The organism is Psychrobacter nivimaris, from assembly GCF_009812035.1.
Classification (GTDB): Bacteria; Pseudomonadota; Gammaproteobacteria; order Pseudomonadales; family Moraxellaceae; genus Psychrobacter; species Psychrobacter nivimaris.
Genome location: NZ_VZIZ01000021.1, coordinates 24228 through 40705, shown reverse-complemented (window position 1 = coordinate 40705; position 16478 = coordinate 24228). Strand labels below are relative to the sequence as shown.

The 16478-nt window shown below is 43.1% G+C and carries 15 protein-coding genes; 6 read left to right on the top strand and 9 right to left on the bottom strand.

Going from position 1 to position 16478, the window contains the following annotated elements:
- Positions 1–66 precede the first annotated feature (66 nt).
- Complete coding sequence (locus tag FQV37_RS09505; protein ID WP_160022622.1) at positions 67–1218, bottom strand: Re/Si-specific NAD(P)(+) transhydrogenase subunit alpha; 1152 nt, start codon at positions 1216–1218, stop codon at positions 67–69.
- Positions 1219–1715: 497 nt separating this feature from the next.
- On the opposite strand from FQV37_RS09505, the gene yaaA reads away from it, so the two are divergent.
- Entirely contained in the window at positions 1716–2528 is an 813-nt protein-coding gene (gene yaaA, locus FQV37_RS09500) for a peroxide stress protein YaaA (RefSeq protein WP_160022620.1), read from the top strand.
- A 109-nt stretch (positions 2529–2637) separates the two neighbouring features.
- Here yaaA and FQV37_RS09495 read toward each other — a convergent pair whose 3' ends face one another.
- The 4 genes from FQV37_RS09495 to FQV37_RS09480 all read right to left on the bottom strand — a co-directional run bounded on the left by FQV37_RS09495 (position 2638) and on the right by FQV37_RS09480 (position 6008).
- The gene (locus tag FQV37_RS09495) at positions 2638–3306 is read right to left on the bottom strand and encodes a glutathione S-transferase family protein (RefSeq protein ID WP_160022618.1); all 669 of its coding nucleotides are present in this window, start codon (positions 3304–3306) and stop codon (positions 2638–2640) included.
- A gap of 109 nt (positions 3307–3415) precedes the next feature.
- Positions 3416–4491 (bottom strand): IS3 family transposase gene (locus tag FQV37_RS09490; RefSeq protein ID WP_420877002.1). Its coding sequence is split into 2 segments (ribosomal slippage): positions 3416–4245 and positions 4245–4491, totalling 1077 coding nucleotides; the frame shifts between segments, so codons are not numbered across the junction.
- A 50-nt stretch (positions 4492–4541) separates the two neighbouring features.
- Positions 4542–5072: an aminotransferase class I/II-fold pyridoxal phosphate-dependent enzyme gene (locus tag FQV37_RS09485; protein ID WP_160022616.1), complete on the bottom strand. Its 531-nt coding sequence runs from the start codon at positions 5070–5072 to the stop codon at positions 4542–4544.
- A gap of 18 nt (positions 5073–5090) precedes the next feature.
- Positions 5091–6008: a DMT family transporter gene (locus tag FQV37_RS09480; RefSeq protein ID WP_240991001.1), complete on the bottom strand. Its 918-nt coding sequence runs from the start codon at positions 6006–6008 to the stop codon at positions 5091–5093.
- Positions 6009–6155: 147 nt separating this feature from the next.
- On the opposite strand from FQV37_RS09480, the gene FQV37_RS09475 reads away from it, so the two are divergent.
- The gene (locus FQV37_RS09475) at positions 6156–6611 is read left to right on the top strand and encodes an Lrp/AsnC family transcriptional regulator (protein WP_160022614.1); all 456 of its coding nucleotides are present in this window, start codon (positions 6156–6158) and stop codon (positions 6609–6611) included.
- A 307-nt stretch (positions 6612–6918) separates the two neighbouring features.
- Here FQV37_RS09475 and groL read toward each other — a convergent pair whose 3' ends face one another.
- Positions 6919–8568 carry a chaperonin GroEL gene (groL, locus tag FQV37_RS09470; protein ID WP_160022612.1) on the bottom strand — a complete coding sequence of 550 codons (1650 nt, stop codon included), beginning with the start codon at positions 8566–8568 and terminating at the stop codon, positions 6919–6921.
- A 123-nt stretch (positions 8569–8691) separates the two neighbouring features.
- On the bottom strand, positions 8692–8982 hold the full coding sequence (gene groES / locus FQV37_RS09465; RefSeq protein ID WP_057758860.1) for a co-chaperone GroES: 291 nt from the start codon (positions 8980–8982) through the stop codon (positions 8692–8694).
- A 477-nt stretch (positions 8983–9459) separates the two neighbouring features.
- On the opposite strand from groES, the gene FQV37_RS09460 reads away from it, so the two are divergent.
- Positions 9460–10239 (top strand): DUF3108 domain-containing protein, encoded by a 780-nt coding sequence (locus tag FQV37_RS09460; protein ID WP_160022610.1) that lies wholly within the window; start codon positions 9460–9462, stop codon positions 10237–10239.
- Between the two features lie 110 nt (positions 10240–10349).
- Here FQV37_RS09460 and FQV37_RS09455 read toward each other — a convergent pair whose 3' ends face one another.
- Positions 10350–10799 (bottom strand): hypothetical protein, encoded by a 450-nt coding sequence (locus FQV37_RS09455; protein WP_160022608.1) that lies wholly within the window; start codon positions 10797–10799, stop codon positions 10350–10352.
- A 145-nt stretch (positions 10800–10944) separates the two neighbouring features.
- Positions 10945–11562, bottom strand: a complete 618-nt coding sequence (gene wrbA, locus FQV37_RS09450; protein ID WP_160022606.1) for an NAD(P)H:quinone oxidoreductase — start codon at positions 11560–11562, stop codon at positions 10945–10947.
- Between the two features lie 256 nt (positions 11563–11818).
- Here wrbA and FQV37_RS09445 point away from each other — a divergent pair, with 256 nt between their 5' ends.
- The 3 genes from FQV37_RS09445 to FQV37_RS09435 all read left to right on the top strand — a co-directional run bounded on the left by FQV37_RS09445 (position 11819) and on the right by FQV37_RS09435 (position 16440).
- On the top strand, positions 11819–13402 hold the full coding sequence (locus FQV37_RS09445) for a YihY/virulence factor BrkB family protein (protein WP_160022604.1): 1584 nt from the start codon (positions 11819–11821) through the stop codon (positions 13400–13402).
- Positions 13395–15011, top strand: coding sequence for a DUF2254 domain-containing protein (locus FQV37_RS09440; protein ID WP_160022602.1), 1617 nt, complete (start codon positions 13395–13397; stop codon positions 15009–15011). Before FQV37_RS09445 ends, FQV37_RS09440 begins: the two co-directional genes overlap by 8 nt.
- 154 nt (positions 15012–15165) lie before the next feature.
- Positions 15166–16440, top strand: a complete 1275-nt coding sequence (locus tag FQV37_RS09435) for a cation:proton antiporter (RefSeq protein WP_160022600.1) — start codon at positions 15166–15168, stop codon at positions 16438–16440.
- Positions 16441–16478 lie beyond the last annotated feature (38 nt).

The following is a 16478-nucleotide window of genomic DNA, read 5'->3' as shown; positions in this document are numbered from 1 at the left end:
TCCTAAAAATTTATTCATTACTGGCAAATGTGTAGTGACAAAGTATGTGGTAATAGACTGTTCAAACTAGCGTTTGGCTAGTCGTACCTGACTGTCATGTGTCACTGCCAGTGCGCCCTGAATCTCGTCTTCCATGTCTACGTTAAGTGCCAAGCTAGCTGATGCGTCATCACCAGCAGGTGCAATCAATGTCGTAATAAAGTTAACAAGGTTATTGGCATACAAATCTGAAGACTGTGCGGCTAGCATAGATGGAATATTGGCGGCACCAACGATACGTACGCCGTTGTCTGTGGTAATGGTTTCGTTAGGCACACTGCCTTCGACGTTACCACCGGTACCAGCAGCCATATCGATCAGTACAGAACCTGCCTTCATTTTGGCAAGTGTTGCGCCATGTACCAAGCGCGGAGCATTACGACCAGGAATTTGTGCAGTAGTAATGACGATATCCGCATTGCTCAAGGCTTTGTCCACGACTGCCGCTTGATCTTTGACATACTGCTCGGATGGTGTCCACGCATAACCACCGGTAGACTTGGCTGTTTCAGCTTCCTCTGCACTCATCGGCACATCTAGCCACTTACCACCGAGTGACTCTACTTGCTCGCGAGCGGTCGGACGTAAGTCACTGGCTTCTACCACAGCGCCCAAACGCTTGGCGGTTGCGATGGCTTGTAGACCTGCAACACCAACACCTAGGATAACGACTTTGGCTGGCTTAACCGTACCCGCTGAAGTCATAAACATCGGGAAAGGACGTGAATACTCATTGGCCGCGAGCAATACGGCTTTATAACCAGCAAGGTTGGCTTGTGATGACAATACATCCATATTTTGTGCGCGTGACAGGGTGCGAGGCAATAACTCCATCGCAAAGACTGTCGCACCTTTGGCTGCATAAGTGTCAAGCTGAGTGTTGCGATACGGGTCAAGCATGCCAATGACGATCTGACCAGACGATAAGCTTTCAGTGGCTTCCGCTGGTAGGTCATTGACGGTGGTAATAATCTTAGACTGGGTGATCACCTCGGTGCGACTACTGGCAATGTCGGCACCCGCAGCCTGATACAACTCATCAGCATAGTATGCTGCTTGGCCTGCACCTGACTGAATGACGACTTCAAACCCAAGTTTACGCAATTTTTTTACTGCGTCTGGGGTTATGGCTACACGGCTCTCGCTCGTGATATCTGCACTGATTACACCGATTTTCATACCGTCTCCTTACTTACGTCCAATGACTATATTTACGTCTCACGACTACCTTTAATACCCTCAACGCACATCTAAAAAGCACAGGGGACAAAACCCATTGATCATGATTAATCCATTACAGCGACCAAAGGTTATCAATTTAATAAATGATAGCTACTTTACCATCATGCCTTTTTATTATAGAGATATCGTTCGTCAAGTTTCATTGTCTAATGATGACCCACAAGTAAAATAAAAATTTAGGTATTTACACCATTGGCATACTTTTTGTTGGTATATTAAAGCCTTTTATTTTTCCAAAAAACGCTTAGCCCTTATAGATACAGGCCTACCTCCATTTATTCTCTAACCCTAAATCTGTTTTTTTATTAAAAATATAACGTCAATAAACATAAAATAAGCAAGGTGAAGTCAAGTTCCACCCATGCATACCGTATAATAAGAATACTTGACACTCGAAAAAACCCGTCATCGATTCATTATAATAAGGAATAACCATGTATTTTTTGCTCTCCCCTGCAAAATCCCTGAACGAAACAGACGCTATACCACTAAATTTAGGCAACTACTATAGCCAGCCCGAGCTAATCGAGCGCTCACAAGAATTGATGAAAGTACTGAAGTCAAAAGAGCCCGTTGACCTACAAGAATTGATGAGTATATCTGACGATTTGGCTCAGCTTAATGCTACGCGCAATCAACAATGGCATTGGAGCGAAGAGCAACCGTTTAATAATGATGACTCTGATAATGCCGCCAAGCCTGCAGGCTATTTATTCGATGGTGATGTCTATACTGGGCTTGATATGTATCATATGGACAAAGATACCGCTACTTATATCAATGAGCACTTAGGCATTTTGTCTGGATTGTATGGAGTACTAAAGCCGCTCGATCTGATCCAGCCTTATCGTTTAGAGATGGGCACCAAGCTGAAAAATGAGCGCGGTGACAATCTTTATGAGTTTTGGGGCGAGGAAGTCACTAATGTTATCAATGCGCGTATGGCTGACAGCGATGACAAAACATTGGTTAATTTGGCTTCTAATGAATACTTTAAGGCGGTAAAGAAAAAAGCACTGAAGGCAGATATCATTACGCCACGATTTGAAGACGAGAAAAACAGTCAATACAAAGTGATTAGCTTTTATGCCAAAAAAGCCCGTGGTTTGATGGTGAAATATGCTGCTGATAATAAGCTGACCAATGCTGAGCAGCTAAAGCAGTTTGATTTGGCAGGCTATTACTATTGTGAAGACGCGTCTGATAATAAGACTTGGACGTTTAGACGAGATGCGGCGGATCAGTAGCTTGATATAAAAACTATATTTACTACAATCGCTAGAAGTCACTAGAAGCATTGTATTCAGTGCTTCTAGTCCAGTCATTTAATATCTTTTAGTTGAACATATGAACAGATTACAACAATCCTTCTTGTGCCATCATTTCTTGTACCGAGGCACGGTTTAGCATGGTTTGATAGTGTGTATTTAGGTGTGTCCAGTCTTGTGCTCGACTCGCATATCGCTGACTCCAGTGAGCAATCATAAATAAATGAAAATCAGCTCCACTTAATTTATCGCCTAACAACCATGGACCATTATTCGCCAACTCCTTTTCAATAATATCCCAGCAGTGGCTTAGTACATCATTCGCTTTATCTTTCACTTGCTGCAAATTGTGCTCGCCGCTGATGTACTGCTCGGGATGAGCCCAACGATTAGCAGCTTCTTGCAGTGAAGAAGACATCCAAAATAAATATTGGTAATAAACACCGCGCCTAGGAGATCCTGTGTCAGGTGCTAGCCCAGACTCTGGGTGCTGATCTAACACATACATTAAAATTGCCGCAGACTCATAAATAACCTGTCCCTGATGCACTAACGTAGGTACCTTGCCATTTGGATTAATGGCTAGATACTCAGTTGATTTTTGCATGTTTTTAGACAGGTCTATTTCTATCATTTCATAAGAAACGCCTAACTCTTCAAAGACAGCATGGGTGGCCATGTTAGCGCCACCCTTATCCCAATATAAAGTATAAATAGTCGTGTCCTTCTTGCTGTTGCGATTAATGGATAAAACCATTGCACTGAGCGATAAGAATTATTCTCTAACGTGAAACAATCGATATGATAGCGTCAGCCAGTTGAGGGTGTAAATACCCCATTCTTAACACAACATCATCGTAGAATAATTAAGCCACCTGTCTGTACTCGGCAGGTGTCATATCATTAAGTGAATCATGGGGTCTTTCGGTGTTATAAACCGTGATCCATTCCTCAGTCAGTTGACTGACTTCATTTAAATCATTGAATAAATAACAATCCAAAACCTCATTGCGATAACTGCGATTAAACCTTTCAATGTAAGCGTTCTGATAAGGACAGCCAGGCTCAATATAGTCAACATAGACACCATGAGCTGATGCCCAATCAGTGAATACGCTGGATGTAAACTCACTGCCGTTATCTACCCTTATTTGCTTAGGGTAACCATGCCACTCAGCTAGCTGGTCAAGGTAGCGAATTACTCGGAGTGAAGGCATACTGGTACCAATATCAATGCCTAATACTTCACGGTTGTAATCATCAATCACATTAAAGGTTCGAAAGCGAATATTGTTATGCAGCTTATCGCTCATAAAGTCCATAGACCAAGTATGACCCAATGCGTCTGGCACACTTAACGGCTGGGGGTTACGTGCTGGTAGCCGTCTTTTAGACTTACGGCGTAGGTTTAAGTTTAACGCTGTATAAACACGGTGTACTCGCTTATGATTCCATGAATAGCCAAGCTTGCGTATACGCTTAAAACACTTTGGGAAGCCCCAACGATTGTGCTTATCTGTTAGCTCATTTAAGACATCAATAATCTCACTATCATCAGATAGCTTAGGCTTATAGTAGTAAGCGGTTCGACTCATACAGACCACCTGACAGCTCAATGCAATACTAACACCATACTGCGCCTGCAATTCTTGCGCCCAGACTTTGCGCTCGGGTACAGGCGCTATAGCTTTTTTATGATCTCTTCCTGCATTTGCGCTTTAAGGCTTAAATCAGCATACATCTGTTTAAGCCTACGGTTTTCTTCTTCAAGCTCTTTTAGTCGCTTGACATCAGAGGCTTCCATACCGCCGTATTTAGACTTCCATTTGTAAAATGTCGAGCTAGCTACCCCGTATTTACGGCACAGCTCTTTAGCAGGTATCCCAGCTTCTGCTTCTTTTAATATCGATACGATTTGGGTCTCAGTCATTCGTTTGCTCATATCAAAACTCCTTATGGGTATTTTATAAGAAATTCTACGTTTGAGCTGTGTTAGTTTAGGGGATAGTTACAGTCTCCTTCTTTTGCTTTTTCTAACGCAGCAAAACACGCATCAATATCTAACTGTCCATTTTTATTTTGCCATGGATATGTATTAACCGTTAACCCAGCACCTTCCATCAGCGGACGATGATTGATATAGCCAGGGTCGCTGATCCAAACGGTTGAATCTGGAGAGAGCGTGGCGATCAAATCAGCAATGAGTCGTAATGCACCTGATGCCCCAACCGTCTGAATCGTGCACTGGTCTTTTAGACTTGGACTGTCACCCAGTACAAATTTTGCCATTTGCTGGTTAAAATTAGCGTTACCCGATAGCATGCCATAAGCTTTTGAATGAGCTTCATGAGCAAGATGTATCTCTGCGTCTTGCACGGTTTTCATCACAGGCGTATTGCCATACTCATCCCGATAGACACCAACCAATAGATCTATTTTATGTTTACGCTGGTCAGCGCGAAACCTACCTAACAATGCCCACAGTGGATCACCATTGATGATAGGCATATTGTTTAACATCATGATACTTCCTTAATTAGTTTATTTCGCTCGATTGGACAAGATGACACCAATGGTACTGAGTACGATGCCGCATATCATAATAACTGATAGAGACTCATTGAGTATCAGCGTGGCCAGTATAGCGGTTAATCCTGGGGACAAAGAGCCGAGTAATAAGGTACGAATGGAGCCCAGTTGTTTGACTGCATAAGAAAACGCAATGGTTGATACTACCCCTACACCAAGTCCTTGTACTAGGATAAACGGAAGCGCTTCATCAAAAGATACAGAACCTATATTGGTCTCTACAATACCAGACAGAACCATCATCAATGTCAGAAAGAATGAGGTATAAGAGAGCACGATAGCGATAGCTATTGGACTCAACTTGGTGCTTTTTAACCCTAAGGTATAACCCGCCCAAATCAGGCTTGCCATCAACAGTAACCCCACACCGTACAGAAGACTATTAGGTATTGACTGCGCATGCCCGCCAATCATAGTCGCGATACCAAAGAGAATAAGGATTAATGCGGCAAATTTCCTCAATGATATTCGCTGACGATAAAAAATAAAAGACAATAATGCGGCAAAGAAGACTGGCGTACCTGTCAAAATAGTACCAACGTAAGCTGCTGGCACTGTACTTGCGCCAAAAGCAGCTAACAGAAGAAAAGGCACGCCACCAAGTAAAACGAACATGATATCTGGCAGTCTTATACTTTTGACTTCATGCCAACTAGAGAGTACCCAAGGAGTCAACAAGACCAGCGGCACACTAAAGCGAATGAGCATGACATCCGCAATACTTAGCGACGATGCTCCAACCGCTCGCACAGTCAACGCAAAGCCTGACCAAATAAATAAGACAACGCTCATTGCCACATAGCCTTTGGTTAGTGGCGACATTACAAACAAAGGATTTTTGCGCGATGAGGAGTGGAATATCGTATTCATAGTCGTGTCTTATGCTGCTATACAAAGACCAATTATCGATTAAAATACGCGCTTTTATCTCTATTCATTCATTGCAATTTTGCGAATATTTGGTGGATAATGCTAATTAAATAAAAATTATTGGCTTAAAAAGCCAAAAGGTAAATTATGGACAAAATCGACCGTCATATCTTGGAAGTGCTTCAAAAAGAAGCGCGCTTATCTACGGCAGAACTGGCTAACCGTATAGGGCTGTCGCCTTCTCCTTGCGCGCGGCGCCTAAAACGTTTGGAAGATGAGGGTTATATAGAGAACTATCAAGCGAACATCAATAAAGCCAAAGCGGGCATTATGATGAGTTTCTTTGTGGAGGTCAGTCTCAACAGCCACCAAGAAGAATCTATTGCAACCTTTGAGAATGCCCTATCCAATATGGACGAGGTCATCAATGGACATGTGGTGTCAGGTTCTTACGATTATTTGTTAGAAGTAGTCAGCCCCAATCTCGATGGTTATGAGCGGTTCACCCGTAAGCTGCACAAGCTTGCTAGCGTAAAAGACATACACACTCATTTATCAGTGAGAAAGGTCATCAATAAGACAACTTTACCTATTTTTGTGTGAGACTTTTAATACTGATGAGCAATCTCGAGCACTGCCTTCATATACGTTAAGTCTATTAAGATAAGTATAAATAGCTGGTTAATTTGAATTCTTACACAACTTTATTATCGAGCATAAAAAAGCCCTGCTATCTTTCGATAACAGGGATTTTGGTAATTAAAACACTTTTACTACGGTAGTTATATTTGTAGTGAAAAACGCTTTATGGGTTGACTGAAGCAGTACGACTAGGAAACCGAGTAAAGACTGTACTGATAGTACATCGAACGAGGTTAACAACGTCGTACAAATTCAGTCGAGGCATCAATTACATCATGCCGCCCATTCCACCCATACCGCCCATTCCACCAGCACCGCCCATGCCAGCCATACCATCATCTTTCTGCGGTAAATCAGTAATCATGGCTTCAGTAGTTAGCATGAGACCAGCAACAGATGCAGCATTCTCTAGTGCTGAGCGAGACACTTTTGCTGGATCAAGGATACCCATTTCAAGCATATCACCATATTCGCCAGAGGCAGCATTGTAGCCGTAGTTACCAGTACCATTTTTTACTGCATTCACTACCACTGAGGCTTCTTCACCAGCGTTGGTGACGATTTGACGTAGTGGTGCTTCCATCGCACGACGTAGGATGTTGATACCTGCGTCTTGATCATCGTTGTCGCCTTTTAGCTCAGATAGTGCGTTCATCGCACGAACTAACGCAACACCGCCACCAGGTACAACGCCTTCTTCAACCGCTGCACGAGTCGCATGTAGCGCATCATCAACACGGTCTTTCTTCTCTTTCATTTCGGTTTCAGTTGCTGCACCGACTTTGATAACTGCTACGCCGCCTGCTAGTTTTGCAACGCGCTCTTGTAGCTTTTCTTTGTCGTAGTCAGAAGTAGATTCAGCGATCTGACGATTGATAGATTCAACACGGTTTTCAATGTCAGCTTTGTTACCAGCGCCATCAACGATTACGGTGTTTTCTTTACCAACGGTGACTTTCTTAGCCGTACCCAATTGCTCAAGCGTCGCAGTCTCTAAGCTTAGGCCAATCTCTTCAGAGATTACGGTACCGCCAGTTAGCGTTGCGATGTCTTCTAGCATGGCTTTACGACGATCACCAAACCCTGGTGCTTTAACCGCACAAGTTTTTAGGCCGCCGCGCATGTTGTTTACAACTAGAGTTGCCAGCGCTTCGTTTTCTACGTCTTCAGCAATGATAAGCAATGGCTTGCTCTGCTGCATAACTTGCTCAAGTAATGGCACGATTTCACGAATGTTACTGATTTTTTTGTCAACCAATAAGATGTATGGGTTTTCAAACTCAGCAGTCAAGCTGTCTTGCTTGTTTGCAAAGTACGGGCTGATATAACCACGGTCAAACTGCATACCTTCGACAACTTCTAGGGTATCTTCAAAGCTTGAACCTTCTTCAACGGTAATAACGCCTTGCTTACCAACTTTTTGCATCGCTTGCGAGATCAGCTCACCGATTTTGGTGTCTGAGTTAGCAGAGATAGAACCAACTTGCGCAATGGCTTTTTCGTCATCAGCTGGCGTTGATAGGTTATGGATTTCTTGAACTGCAGCACGTACTGCTTTATCAATACCGCGCTTAAGATCCATTGGGTTCATGCCAGCAGCCACTGACTTCATGCCTTCTTGCAAGATTGACTGAGCCAATACCGTCGCAGTTGTTGTACCATCACCAGCCACGTCGTTTGTGCGACTAGCTACTTCACGTACCAGCTGTGCACCCATGTTTTCAAATTTGTTTTCTAGCTCGATTTCTTTGGCAACTGAAACACCATCTTTAGTGATGGTAGGTGCGCCAAATGATTTGTCGATAACAACGTTACGACCTTTAGGGCCTAGTGTTACACGTACTGCATTTGCTAGAACGTTTACGCCGTCCATCATTTGTTTACGGGCATCAATGCCGAATTTTACGTCTTTTGCCATGTTAAATTACTCCACTATTATAAGTATGAGAATACAATTGATTGATTTGATAGTTGCTTATCAAAAGCGATTATCAGAAACTGCTATCAAAATGTGCTGAGTATAAAATAATACTCAAAAGGACTAGCCTTCTAGCACACCCAATACATCAGACTCTTTCATAATCAATAGTTCTTCACCGTCAACCTTTACGGTTTGACCAGCATATTGACCGAACAAAACTTTGTCGCCAGCTTTTACATCTAACGCACGAGTTTCACCATTGTCACGAACTTGACCATTACCAACTGCAAGCACTTCACCTTGTGAAGGTTTCTCTTGTGCTGAACCAGGAAGCAAGATACCACCAGCAGTCTTTGTTTCTTCTTCTATGCGGCGGACGACAATACGGTCATGTAAAGGACGAATGTTCATCGATATGACTCCAAAAGTTGGTTAATAAAATTAAGGGTTTATTTGAATTAATGGTCTCAAAACCAGTATCTATAGGGAACACTGCCAAAAACAACGCTTTATAGATAAGCCTTGAGCTTGTAACAAAAAGTGGGGGCAAGGTGAGTTCGGTTCAAGTGTAAAGCCCAAAAATTTACAAGATTATTTTGCAAAAATTCATCAATCAACAGCTCGTATCGATGCATCACGTTTAATAGAGTCAGTATGCTAGTTAGACAAAGGACAAGAAGTAGGAATATTTAAAGATATTGACGAGCTGAATTTATATTTTGACCAATACCAAATTAACTATAGAAACATTTGCTACACGCACTACACGAAGCGGTATGACATCACGCTTGAAAATGTAACAGCGTATGACCATTATAGGTCTGGTAAACATAATAAGAACGAACGAAAAAATTGCTATATCAGCAATAAATTAATGAAGGGGTATCTATGAGTTTTTCATCAATGCACAAGAAGTCATCAAGCGGCAATATTGATAATGCTAATAACGCAAAACGCAGTCCATCTAAATTTTTATCTGCCTTGGTGACAGGCATCAGTATCTCTACCGTTGGAGCTTTGAGTATGACCGCACCTACCCTTGCTAGCGCAAAAACCGTCCAACCATCAACTGCCGATTATAGTTTTACCGTTGAGGACAAGTACAAAGGCACAGCAACTCGTACGCTAAGCAAATCTGGTAATACGTGGAAATATAACGTTAAGGCTCGCGTCGCTGGTGTGGCAAGTGCTTCGCAAAACAGCACTTTTACGATTAATGGCAACAACGTCAGTCCCACGCAGGCAAGCACCACCTACAAACTACTTGGCATGGGTCGCACGCATAAACTAGACTTTAACCCAAGCAGTAAAAAAGTCACCAGTAACTATAAGGGCAAGTCGACGACTATGAATATGTCGCAACAAGCCTTTGATGACTTGAGCCTTGAGGTACAGATTCGCCAAGATTTATTAAACGGTAAATTCTCTGGTAACTACTACATGGCAAAAAAAGACAAAATCGAGAAGACGCCATTTAAAAAATCAGGCAGCACTAAGATTACCGTACCAGCGGGTACCTTTGATACGGTACGTGTTGACCGCGTCCACGATGATGATAGCCGCTCTACCAGTTTTTGGTTAGCCCCAAGCTTGGACTATATGCCAGTTAAAGTTAGTCAAATTAACGATGGTAAGAAAATGGATTTGGAATTAACTAAGATTAACTAATCTACTTATCTTGAAAGTTGTAAACAAGAAAGCGGCGCCCCAGATGGGGCGCCGCTTTTTTATGGTTTTAGATTGATAGGTATAACTTATTAGGCTTCAGGTAAACTCAATTATTGACGAGGTTTCTTCACAACATTGTTCATCGAAGGCAGGCGTTTAAGCAAAATAAATAGCCAAACATTGATAGCAAGCAATAGTAAGAAATCCGCTAAGTATACGGCGATTTCCGCCCAGCTACTGCCATATATACGGGTAAACAGCACCACGCCACTCGCGCCCAAATATACCAGAGTGAACATACTGCTTATCAACAATGCATAAGGTGAACGACCGCGCAATATCCATGGCGTCAGAATCAACGCTGGCACTAGCCATAACGCCTGCCAAGCAATACCGCCAATGATATCAGGGCTACTAGGATTAAAGATACTGATAAAGATAGGCAATCCGAGCAGTCTATAAACGAGCCAAATTAACCACGTAACCTTTAAGCGCTGTGCAATAGGTGCGATAGGCTTAACCGTTTTAAGAGGCTTTGTATTAGAGCGGGTTGTAGCCATTAGATATTTTGATTTCCTAAATGAATAATATACTGCTGAAGTAGCTCTTTATTATAACCACTTGGTTATAACCGAGTGGTTATAAGCATTGAATCATAGACTTTGAGACTCAGACGCTTCTAGACCGCAGGTTTATAAAAGTTACTTATCGGTTCCAATTAGCCTGTGCTAATGCAGCCGCAGTAATCGCTAAACGGCGACCCTGCGCAATACCCAAATCTCGCTCATCAGCAGATACTGGCTGATCATGCGATGCTCCGCTGACATGACTGGCACCATAAGGCGTGCCACCGCGATGAGTGCGGTTCAATGCTGGCTCTGCATAAGGCACCCCTACGATGACCATACCATGGTGCATCAACGGCAACATCATCGTCAACAATGTTGTTTCTTGGCCACCATGCATGGAACCTGTCGCCGTAAACACTGAGGCTGGTTTGTTTTGTAGGTTCCCTGCCAGCCATAGGGTCACGGTATTATCCCAAAAATACTTCATGGGTGCGGCCATATTACCAAAGTGGGTTGGGCTACCAAGCGCAAGACCACTACAGTCTTTTAGATCATCCATCGTACAGTACAAGTCACCCTCATCAGGTATCGCAGGCTTACTTGACGTGGTTTCAGGTGCCACTGTCGGTACCGTACGGATACGCGCGGTCATTCCAGCATCCTCAATACCTTGAGCGATAGCATATGCTAATGTCTTAGTCGTACCGTAATTAGAATAATAAAGCACCAAAACATAAGGGTCGGTCTGACTCATTAGCAAAGCTTCCTTATAAAATCGTTAGCCATACTGGCCACCAAAAATGCGGCGAAATATATGACTAACTGGCATTGTAGAATATGTGCACATTATGCCCGAGTCATTCACTGTCATGCAAATAACCATGATTGATAACCTGACTTATATTGTATCTGATGTGCTAGGTAGTGCATTTTGACACAATTAAACCGCAGATGATAACCGTTCATCTTTGTTACACTATTGTCACTCTTACTTTTGCTTAATGGTCGACATGGAAAAATTATCTCAAAAACTCCCGTTTTTACAGCAGCGCTGGTTTCAGTTCTTACGGTTTTTGACTCGGCATTTTTTTGAAGATAATTGCCAGCAAAAGGCAGCTTCACTGACGTACACCACTATGCTGTCGATCGTACCGGTATTAACGGTATTACTGATGATTTTATCATCTGTACCAGCACTCGCATCAGTTAGAGCGCAGATTTATGACGTCATTTATAGCAATCTGTTGCCGCAATCGAGCATGCAAGTCAGTGAGTATATCAATGACTTCGCCGAAAAATCCTCCAATCTAACCATTATCGGTGCCATGATTTTATTCTTTACGACTATCATGACCTTAACCACTATCGAGCGCGCGTTTAACCAGATTTGGCGAGTAGAAGATCGCTCTGGTGGCATCAAAAGCATGCTGCGTTATTGGACTATCGTTACCCTAGGACCGTTAGTATTGGGTACCGCTTTTATCGCTTCAAGTACTGTACAGAGTCTGAGCTTTCTCAATCGTCAAATTGCAGGCTACGGTATCGACTGGAGCTTTTGGGTACAAATGGCATCGATTGGTATTACGATGGCGGGCTTTATCGGTATGTACTGGTTTATTCCAAAGGCGCGCGTACCAGCAAAAAATGCAGCCATCGCTGGCGTGTTCGTGGCCATTGTCTTTGAATTAATGAAGCATCTGTTTGGTACAGTGATGGCTAACTTTACTAGCTATGAAGCGATTTACGGCGCTTTTGCTGCCTTGCCTATTTTTCTACTATGGATTTATCTGTCGTGGAATTTGATTTTATTAGGCGTTGAGATCAGTTATACCTTGACGATTTTTGAGACAGAAGAAGTCTACCCTCGTCACCCGTTACTCAGCTTGTTAGACATGTTGAATTTGGTTTATACCCACCACTTAAAAGGTGAAGCTGTTAGCGAGCAAGCACTGCGTAATGTCTTAGGTCGCAAAGAGCTGCCAAAATGGTATACCTATATCAACTACCTACAAGACAGCAATCTGATTACCATGACAGATGATGACGACTATGTACTCAAAAGAAACCTGAGTAGGATGACGTTATGGGACTTTTATCGTACCTTGCCCTATCCACTTCCTATCAAGGACGAGTTGGATGAGATGAAATTGGAAGGTCAAAAGCCTTGGCTAAGTTTACTGGTAAAACGTTTTGAGAATACTGAAGCGTACGCCAAACAGCAACTGCATCTGCCGCTAAATGCTATCTTTGCCAATAGCGAACCGCGTAAACAGTCTACTAGCAAGCATAGCGATAACCGTAAACTATTTAGAAAAACCTCTGCCGCCACTGAAAACGTACAACGACATGATAATCTAGATAGACATGGTGAGAGTGCTTACAACGGTAATAATTCAAATCTCGAAGCCTCACCGCATCTAGAGCCGATGGCTTATGACAAAGACAGTGATATTGAATATGACGATCACGACAATGAAGCCATCATACCTTTAGGGACTAGTGAGAGTCATACTGAGACAGATATGACCAGACGTGTGCACAAGAACGCTATTATTACAGAAGCAGATAACCCTAAGGCTCATCACAGTGAATAAAAATGATGGAGACAGCATCTGGACACGTACGATCAATGCAGCTCAAAACAGGCTTAAGCAGTTCACTAAGTTGTGGTCAATACAAACGCTGACTGACTTACCTGATCGCCTAAATAATTTGTGGCAATGGCTGATTGGCTCCTATTGGTTTATTCCAACCGCTTGTGTCATTGTCGGTATTTTACTTGCTCCTTTGCTAGTCGCAATTGATCAGCATTTTGATCGTGAAACGGTAAAAGAGATCTCCTTTGCTTTTACTGGTGATGACGAGGCAGCGCGCGCGATTATGACCGCCATCGCTGGTGCGGTACTGGGCGTGGCCGGTACGACATTTTCGATTACAATCGCCGTCCTGTCGATGGCATCCTCACAGTTTGGTCCAAGGCTGCTACGTAACTTTTTGACCGACACACCAAATCAGTTTGTACTTGGCGCTTTTATCGGTACATTTAGCTATAGCTTACTGGTATTGAAGTCTATCCATAAGTCTGACGTGGCTTTTGGTGTGCCGCAATTGGCAGTGACTTTTGCCATTATCATGGCAATTATCTGTGCGCTGCTCTTGGTTTATTTTGTACAGCATATGGTACATGCCATTCAAGCGTCACACGTCATTCAAAATGCTAGCAACGATGCGATTGCAAACATTTACTATTGGTATAACGATCGATGTGATATTCAACATCAACGCGATGCTGAGCACCATGATATCGAGCAGTTCCAAAACTGGCCTGCTATGCCGATTTATTCACCAAATTCAGGTTATTTACAGCAGATTTATCTTGAGTCATTGATTGCGCTGTCACAGGATTATGGTGGCGTGGTACAGATGCATGTCAACCTCGGTAATTACGTCACTGACAAAAACGTCATTGGCTACTTTTATCAGCGACCTGAATCTCATCCAAACAACCAACAGAAGACAGCAACCCCGCATCTGGCAGTGATACCGCGAGCGCCTGATGGACTGTTTTGGCAACGTCTGGCAGGTTGCCTGCGACTTGAGCAACGATTGGCGCACTCCAACGACATCGCCTATAGCTTAGGTCAAATGACGGAAATTGCTGTACGCGCACTATCCCCTGGTATCAATGATCCAAAGACTGCGGTCAATTGCGTCCAGTCTCTAACCAGCTGTCTGAGTATCATGATGCGGCGTCAGCCACCAAGCCCTTATCATTTTCACATACCGCAATCAGAGACTAACGATAGCTCTGAAAATACTATCAAACAGAAGCGACTGGCCATATTGGCACTAGTCACTCATATCCCAAAGATTTCTGATTTTATCAATGTATCACTTGGTGAGATACGTCGTTATGCAGCTGCTGACCTAATGGTCTTAAAAGCACTATGTCAGGCAATGGTCAATCTGAACTATGCACGGGTAAACAGCGCGCAGCAGCAAACGCTATTACATGAATTGCATCTGATTCAGCGAGCTGGTGAAGAGAATTTAAATTACCAAGAGCTGGTCGATGACTTGGTCGCTATGTGCGAACAAGCCAAACAATTTATCCTTGATAATGATGCTCAGCACAAGCATTTTAATTACGTGAGTGAGTTTGAAGCCGATATTCGTCAAGCGTTACAGACACAGTCTAGTTAATGATATGACCAATTAACTGTTTAAATAGATGGCAATATTAGCCTTTATAAACACATTACTTATAAGCACAACACCTATAGCTAGCAACACTTATAACGTCCCTATAAGCCCTGCGCTTTGGATACTTTTTATATTTATATGAGACCTACTTTTTATGGCATCTGCAACCAGCCTCACCATCCTAGAAATCAGCGCCATATTTTTGTCGATTACCGCTTCATTAACTTATATTAATCACCGTTTTATTGGTTTGCCGACCACTATCGGTGTCATGGTCATCTCTATCTTACTGTCAATCGGTGCGATATTTTTAGGCTTCTTAGGGTTTGATCAGCTAATTGATTACGAAGTCAGTTTATTGGAGCAACTTGATTTTACCGAAGTGCTCTTAGACGGTATGCTATCGATGTTGCTATTCGCAGGCGCATTACACGTCAATATTGGTGACTTAAGACGCTACAAGTTACCTATCGGCATCCTTGCTGGACTTGGTACGATCATATCGGCGATGCTCATTGCGACTGCGATTTATTTTATGTTGCCGTTGTTTGGTTTCGGCCTGCCGTTTCTCTGGTGCCTGTTATTTGGGGCGCTTATCTCCCCTACCGATCCCATTGCTGTGATGGGTATTTTGTCGTCAGCAGGCGCTCCAAAGAGTATCGAGACTGTCATCGCTGGCGAGTCATTGTTCAATGATGGGATCGGCGTAGTCATCTTCGTTTTATTGCTAGGGATTTTATCTAGCGGCGATATTCCTACTGCCAACTATGTCGCACATACATTAGCGGTTGAAGCTGGTGGTGGCGTTGTTTTCGGACTGGTACTTGGTGCGATTTTGTACTACTTGCTCAAAAGCATTGATAGCTATCAAGAAGAGGTGCTATTGACATTAGCAGGTGTCATTGGTGGCTACGCGCTGGCCAGTCATTGGCATTTATCAGGGCCACTCGCCATGGTCATGATGGGTCTAATGGTTGGTAATCGTGGTCGCGAGCTAGCCATGAGTGATAAGACACGGCACTATATTGATTTGTTCTGGGAATTGATTGATGAGATTTTAAATGCCATTTTGTTTGTGCTCATCGGTCTAGAAGTGGTGATGATTGCTTATTCAGGCAATTTATTTATTGCTAGTGGTTTGACGATTTTGATTGCGCTGATTGCTCGATTTATCGTGGTAGGCATGACGACCAAAACCTTTCATCGTCAGCTTGATTTGCCTACAGGCGCATGGAAAGTTCTGACATGGGGCGGCTTACGCGGTGGTATTTCAGTCGCGTTAGTATTACAGCTACCGATCGGGGCTGAACGAGAGATTCTATTGGCACTCACTTATGCAGTAGTGATATTCTCCATTTTGGTACAAGGTCTAAGCGTCGGTAAAGTCGCTAAAAGCATTCGTACGGATGAAAAAACAGTAGACGTATAGACTAAAAATATAGCAGGCACAAAAAATCCAGCATAAGA

Excerpts from the sequence above, each read along its gene's own strand:
- FQV37_RS09505 (WP_160022622.1), bottom strand. The coding sequence starts at position 1,218 with ATGAAAATCGGTGTAATCAGTGCAGATATCACGAGCGAGAGCCGTGTA.
- yaaA (WP_160022620.1), top strand. The coding sequence starts at position 1,716 with ATGTATTTTTTGCTCTCCCCTGCAAAATCCCTGAACGAAACAGACGCT.
- FQV37_RS09495 (WP_160022618.1), bottom strand. The coding sequence starts at position 3,306 with ATGGTTTTATCCATTAATCGCAACAGCAAGAAGGACACGACTATTTAT.
- FQV37_RS09485 (WP_160022616.1), bottom strand. The coding sequence starts at position 5,072 with ATGATGTTAAACAATATGCCTATCATCAATGGTGATCCACTGTGGGCA.
- FQV37_RS09480 (WP_240991001.1), bottom strand. The coding sequence starts at position 6,008 with ATGAATACGATATTCCACTCCTCATCGCGCAAAAATCCTTTGTTTGTA.
- FQV37_RS09475 (WP_160022614.1), top strand. The coding sequence starts at position 6,156 with ATGGACAAAATCGACCGTCATATCTTGGAAGTGCTTCAAAAAGAAGCG.
- groL (WP_160022612.1), bottom strand. The coding sequence starts at position 8,568 with ATGGCAAAAGACGTAAAATTCGGCATTGATGCCCGTAAACAAATGATG.
- groES (WP_057758860.1), bottom strand. The coding sequence starts at position 8,982 with ATGAACATTCGTCCTTTACATGACCGTATTGTCGTCCGCCGCATAGAA.
- FQV37_RS09460 (WP_160022610.1), top strand. The coding sequence starts at position 9,460 with ATGAGTTTTTCATCAATGCACAAGAAGTCATCAAGCGGCAATATTGAT.
- FQV37_RS09455 (WP_160022608.1), bottom strand. The coding sequence starts at position 10,799 with ATGGCTACAACCCGCTCTAATACAAAGCCTCTTAAAACGGTTAAGCCT.
- wrbA (WP_160022606.1), bottom strand. The coding sequence starts at position 11,562 with ATGAGTCAGACCGACCCTTATGTTTTGGTGCTTTATTATTCTAATTAC.
- FQV37_RS09445 (WP_160022604.1), top strand. The coding sequence starts at position 11,819 with ATGGAAAAATTATCTCAAAAACTCCCGTTTTTACAGCAGCGCTGGTTT.
- FQV37_RS09435 (WP_160022600.1), top strand. The coding sequence starts at position 15,166 with ATGGCATCTGCAACCAGCCTCACCATCCTAGAAATCAGCGCCATATTT.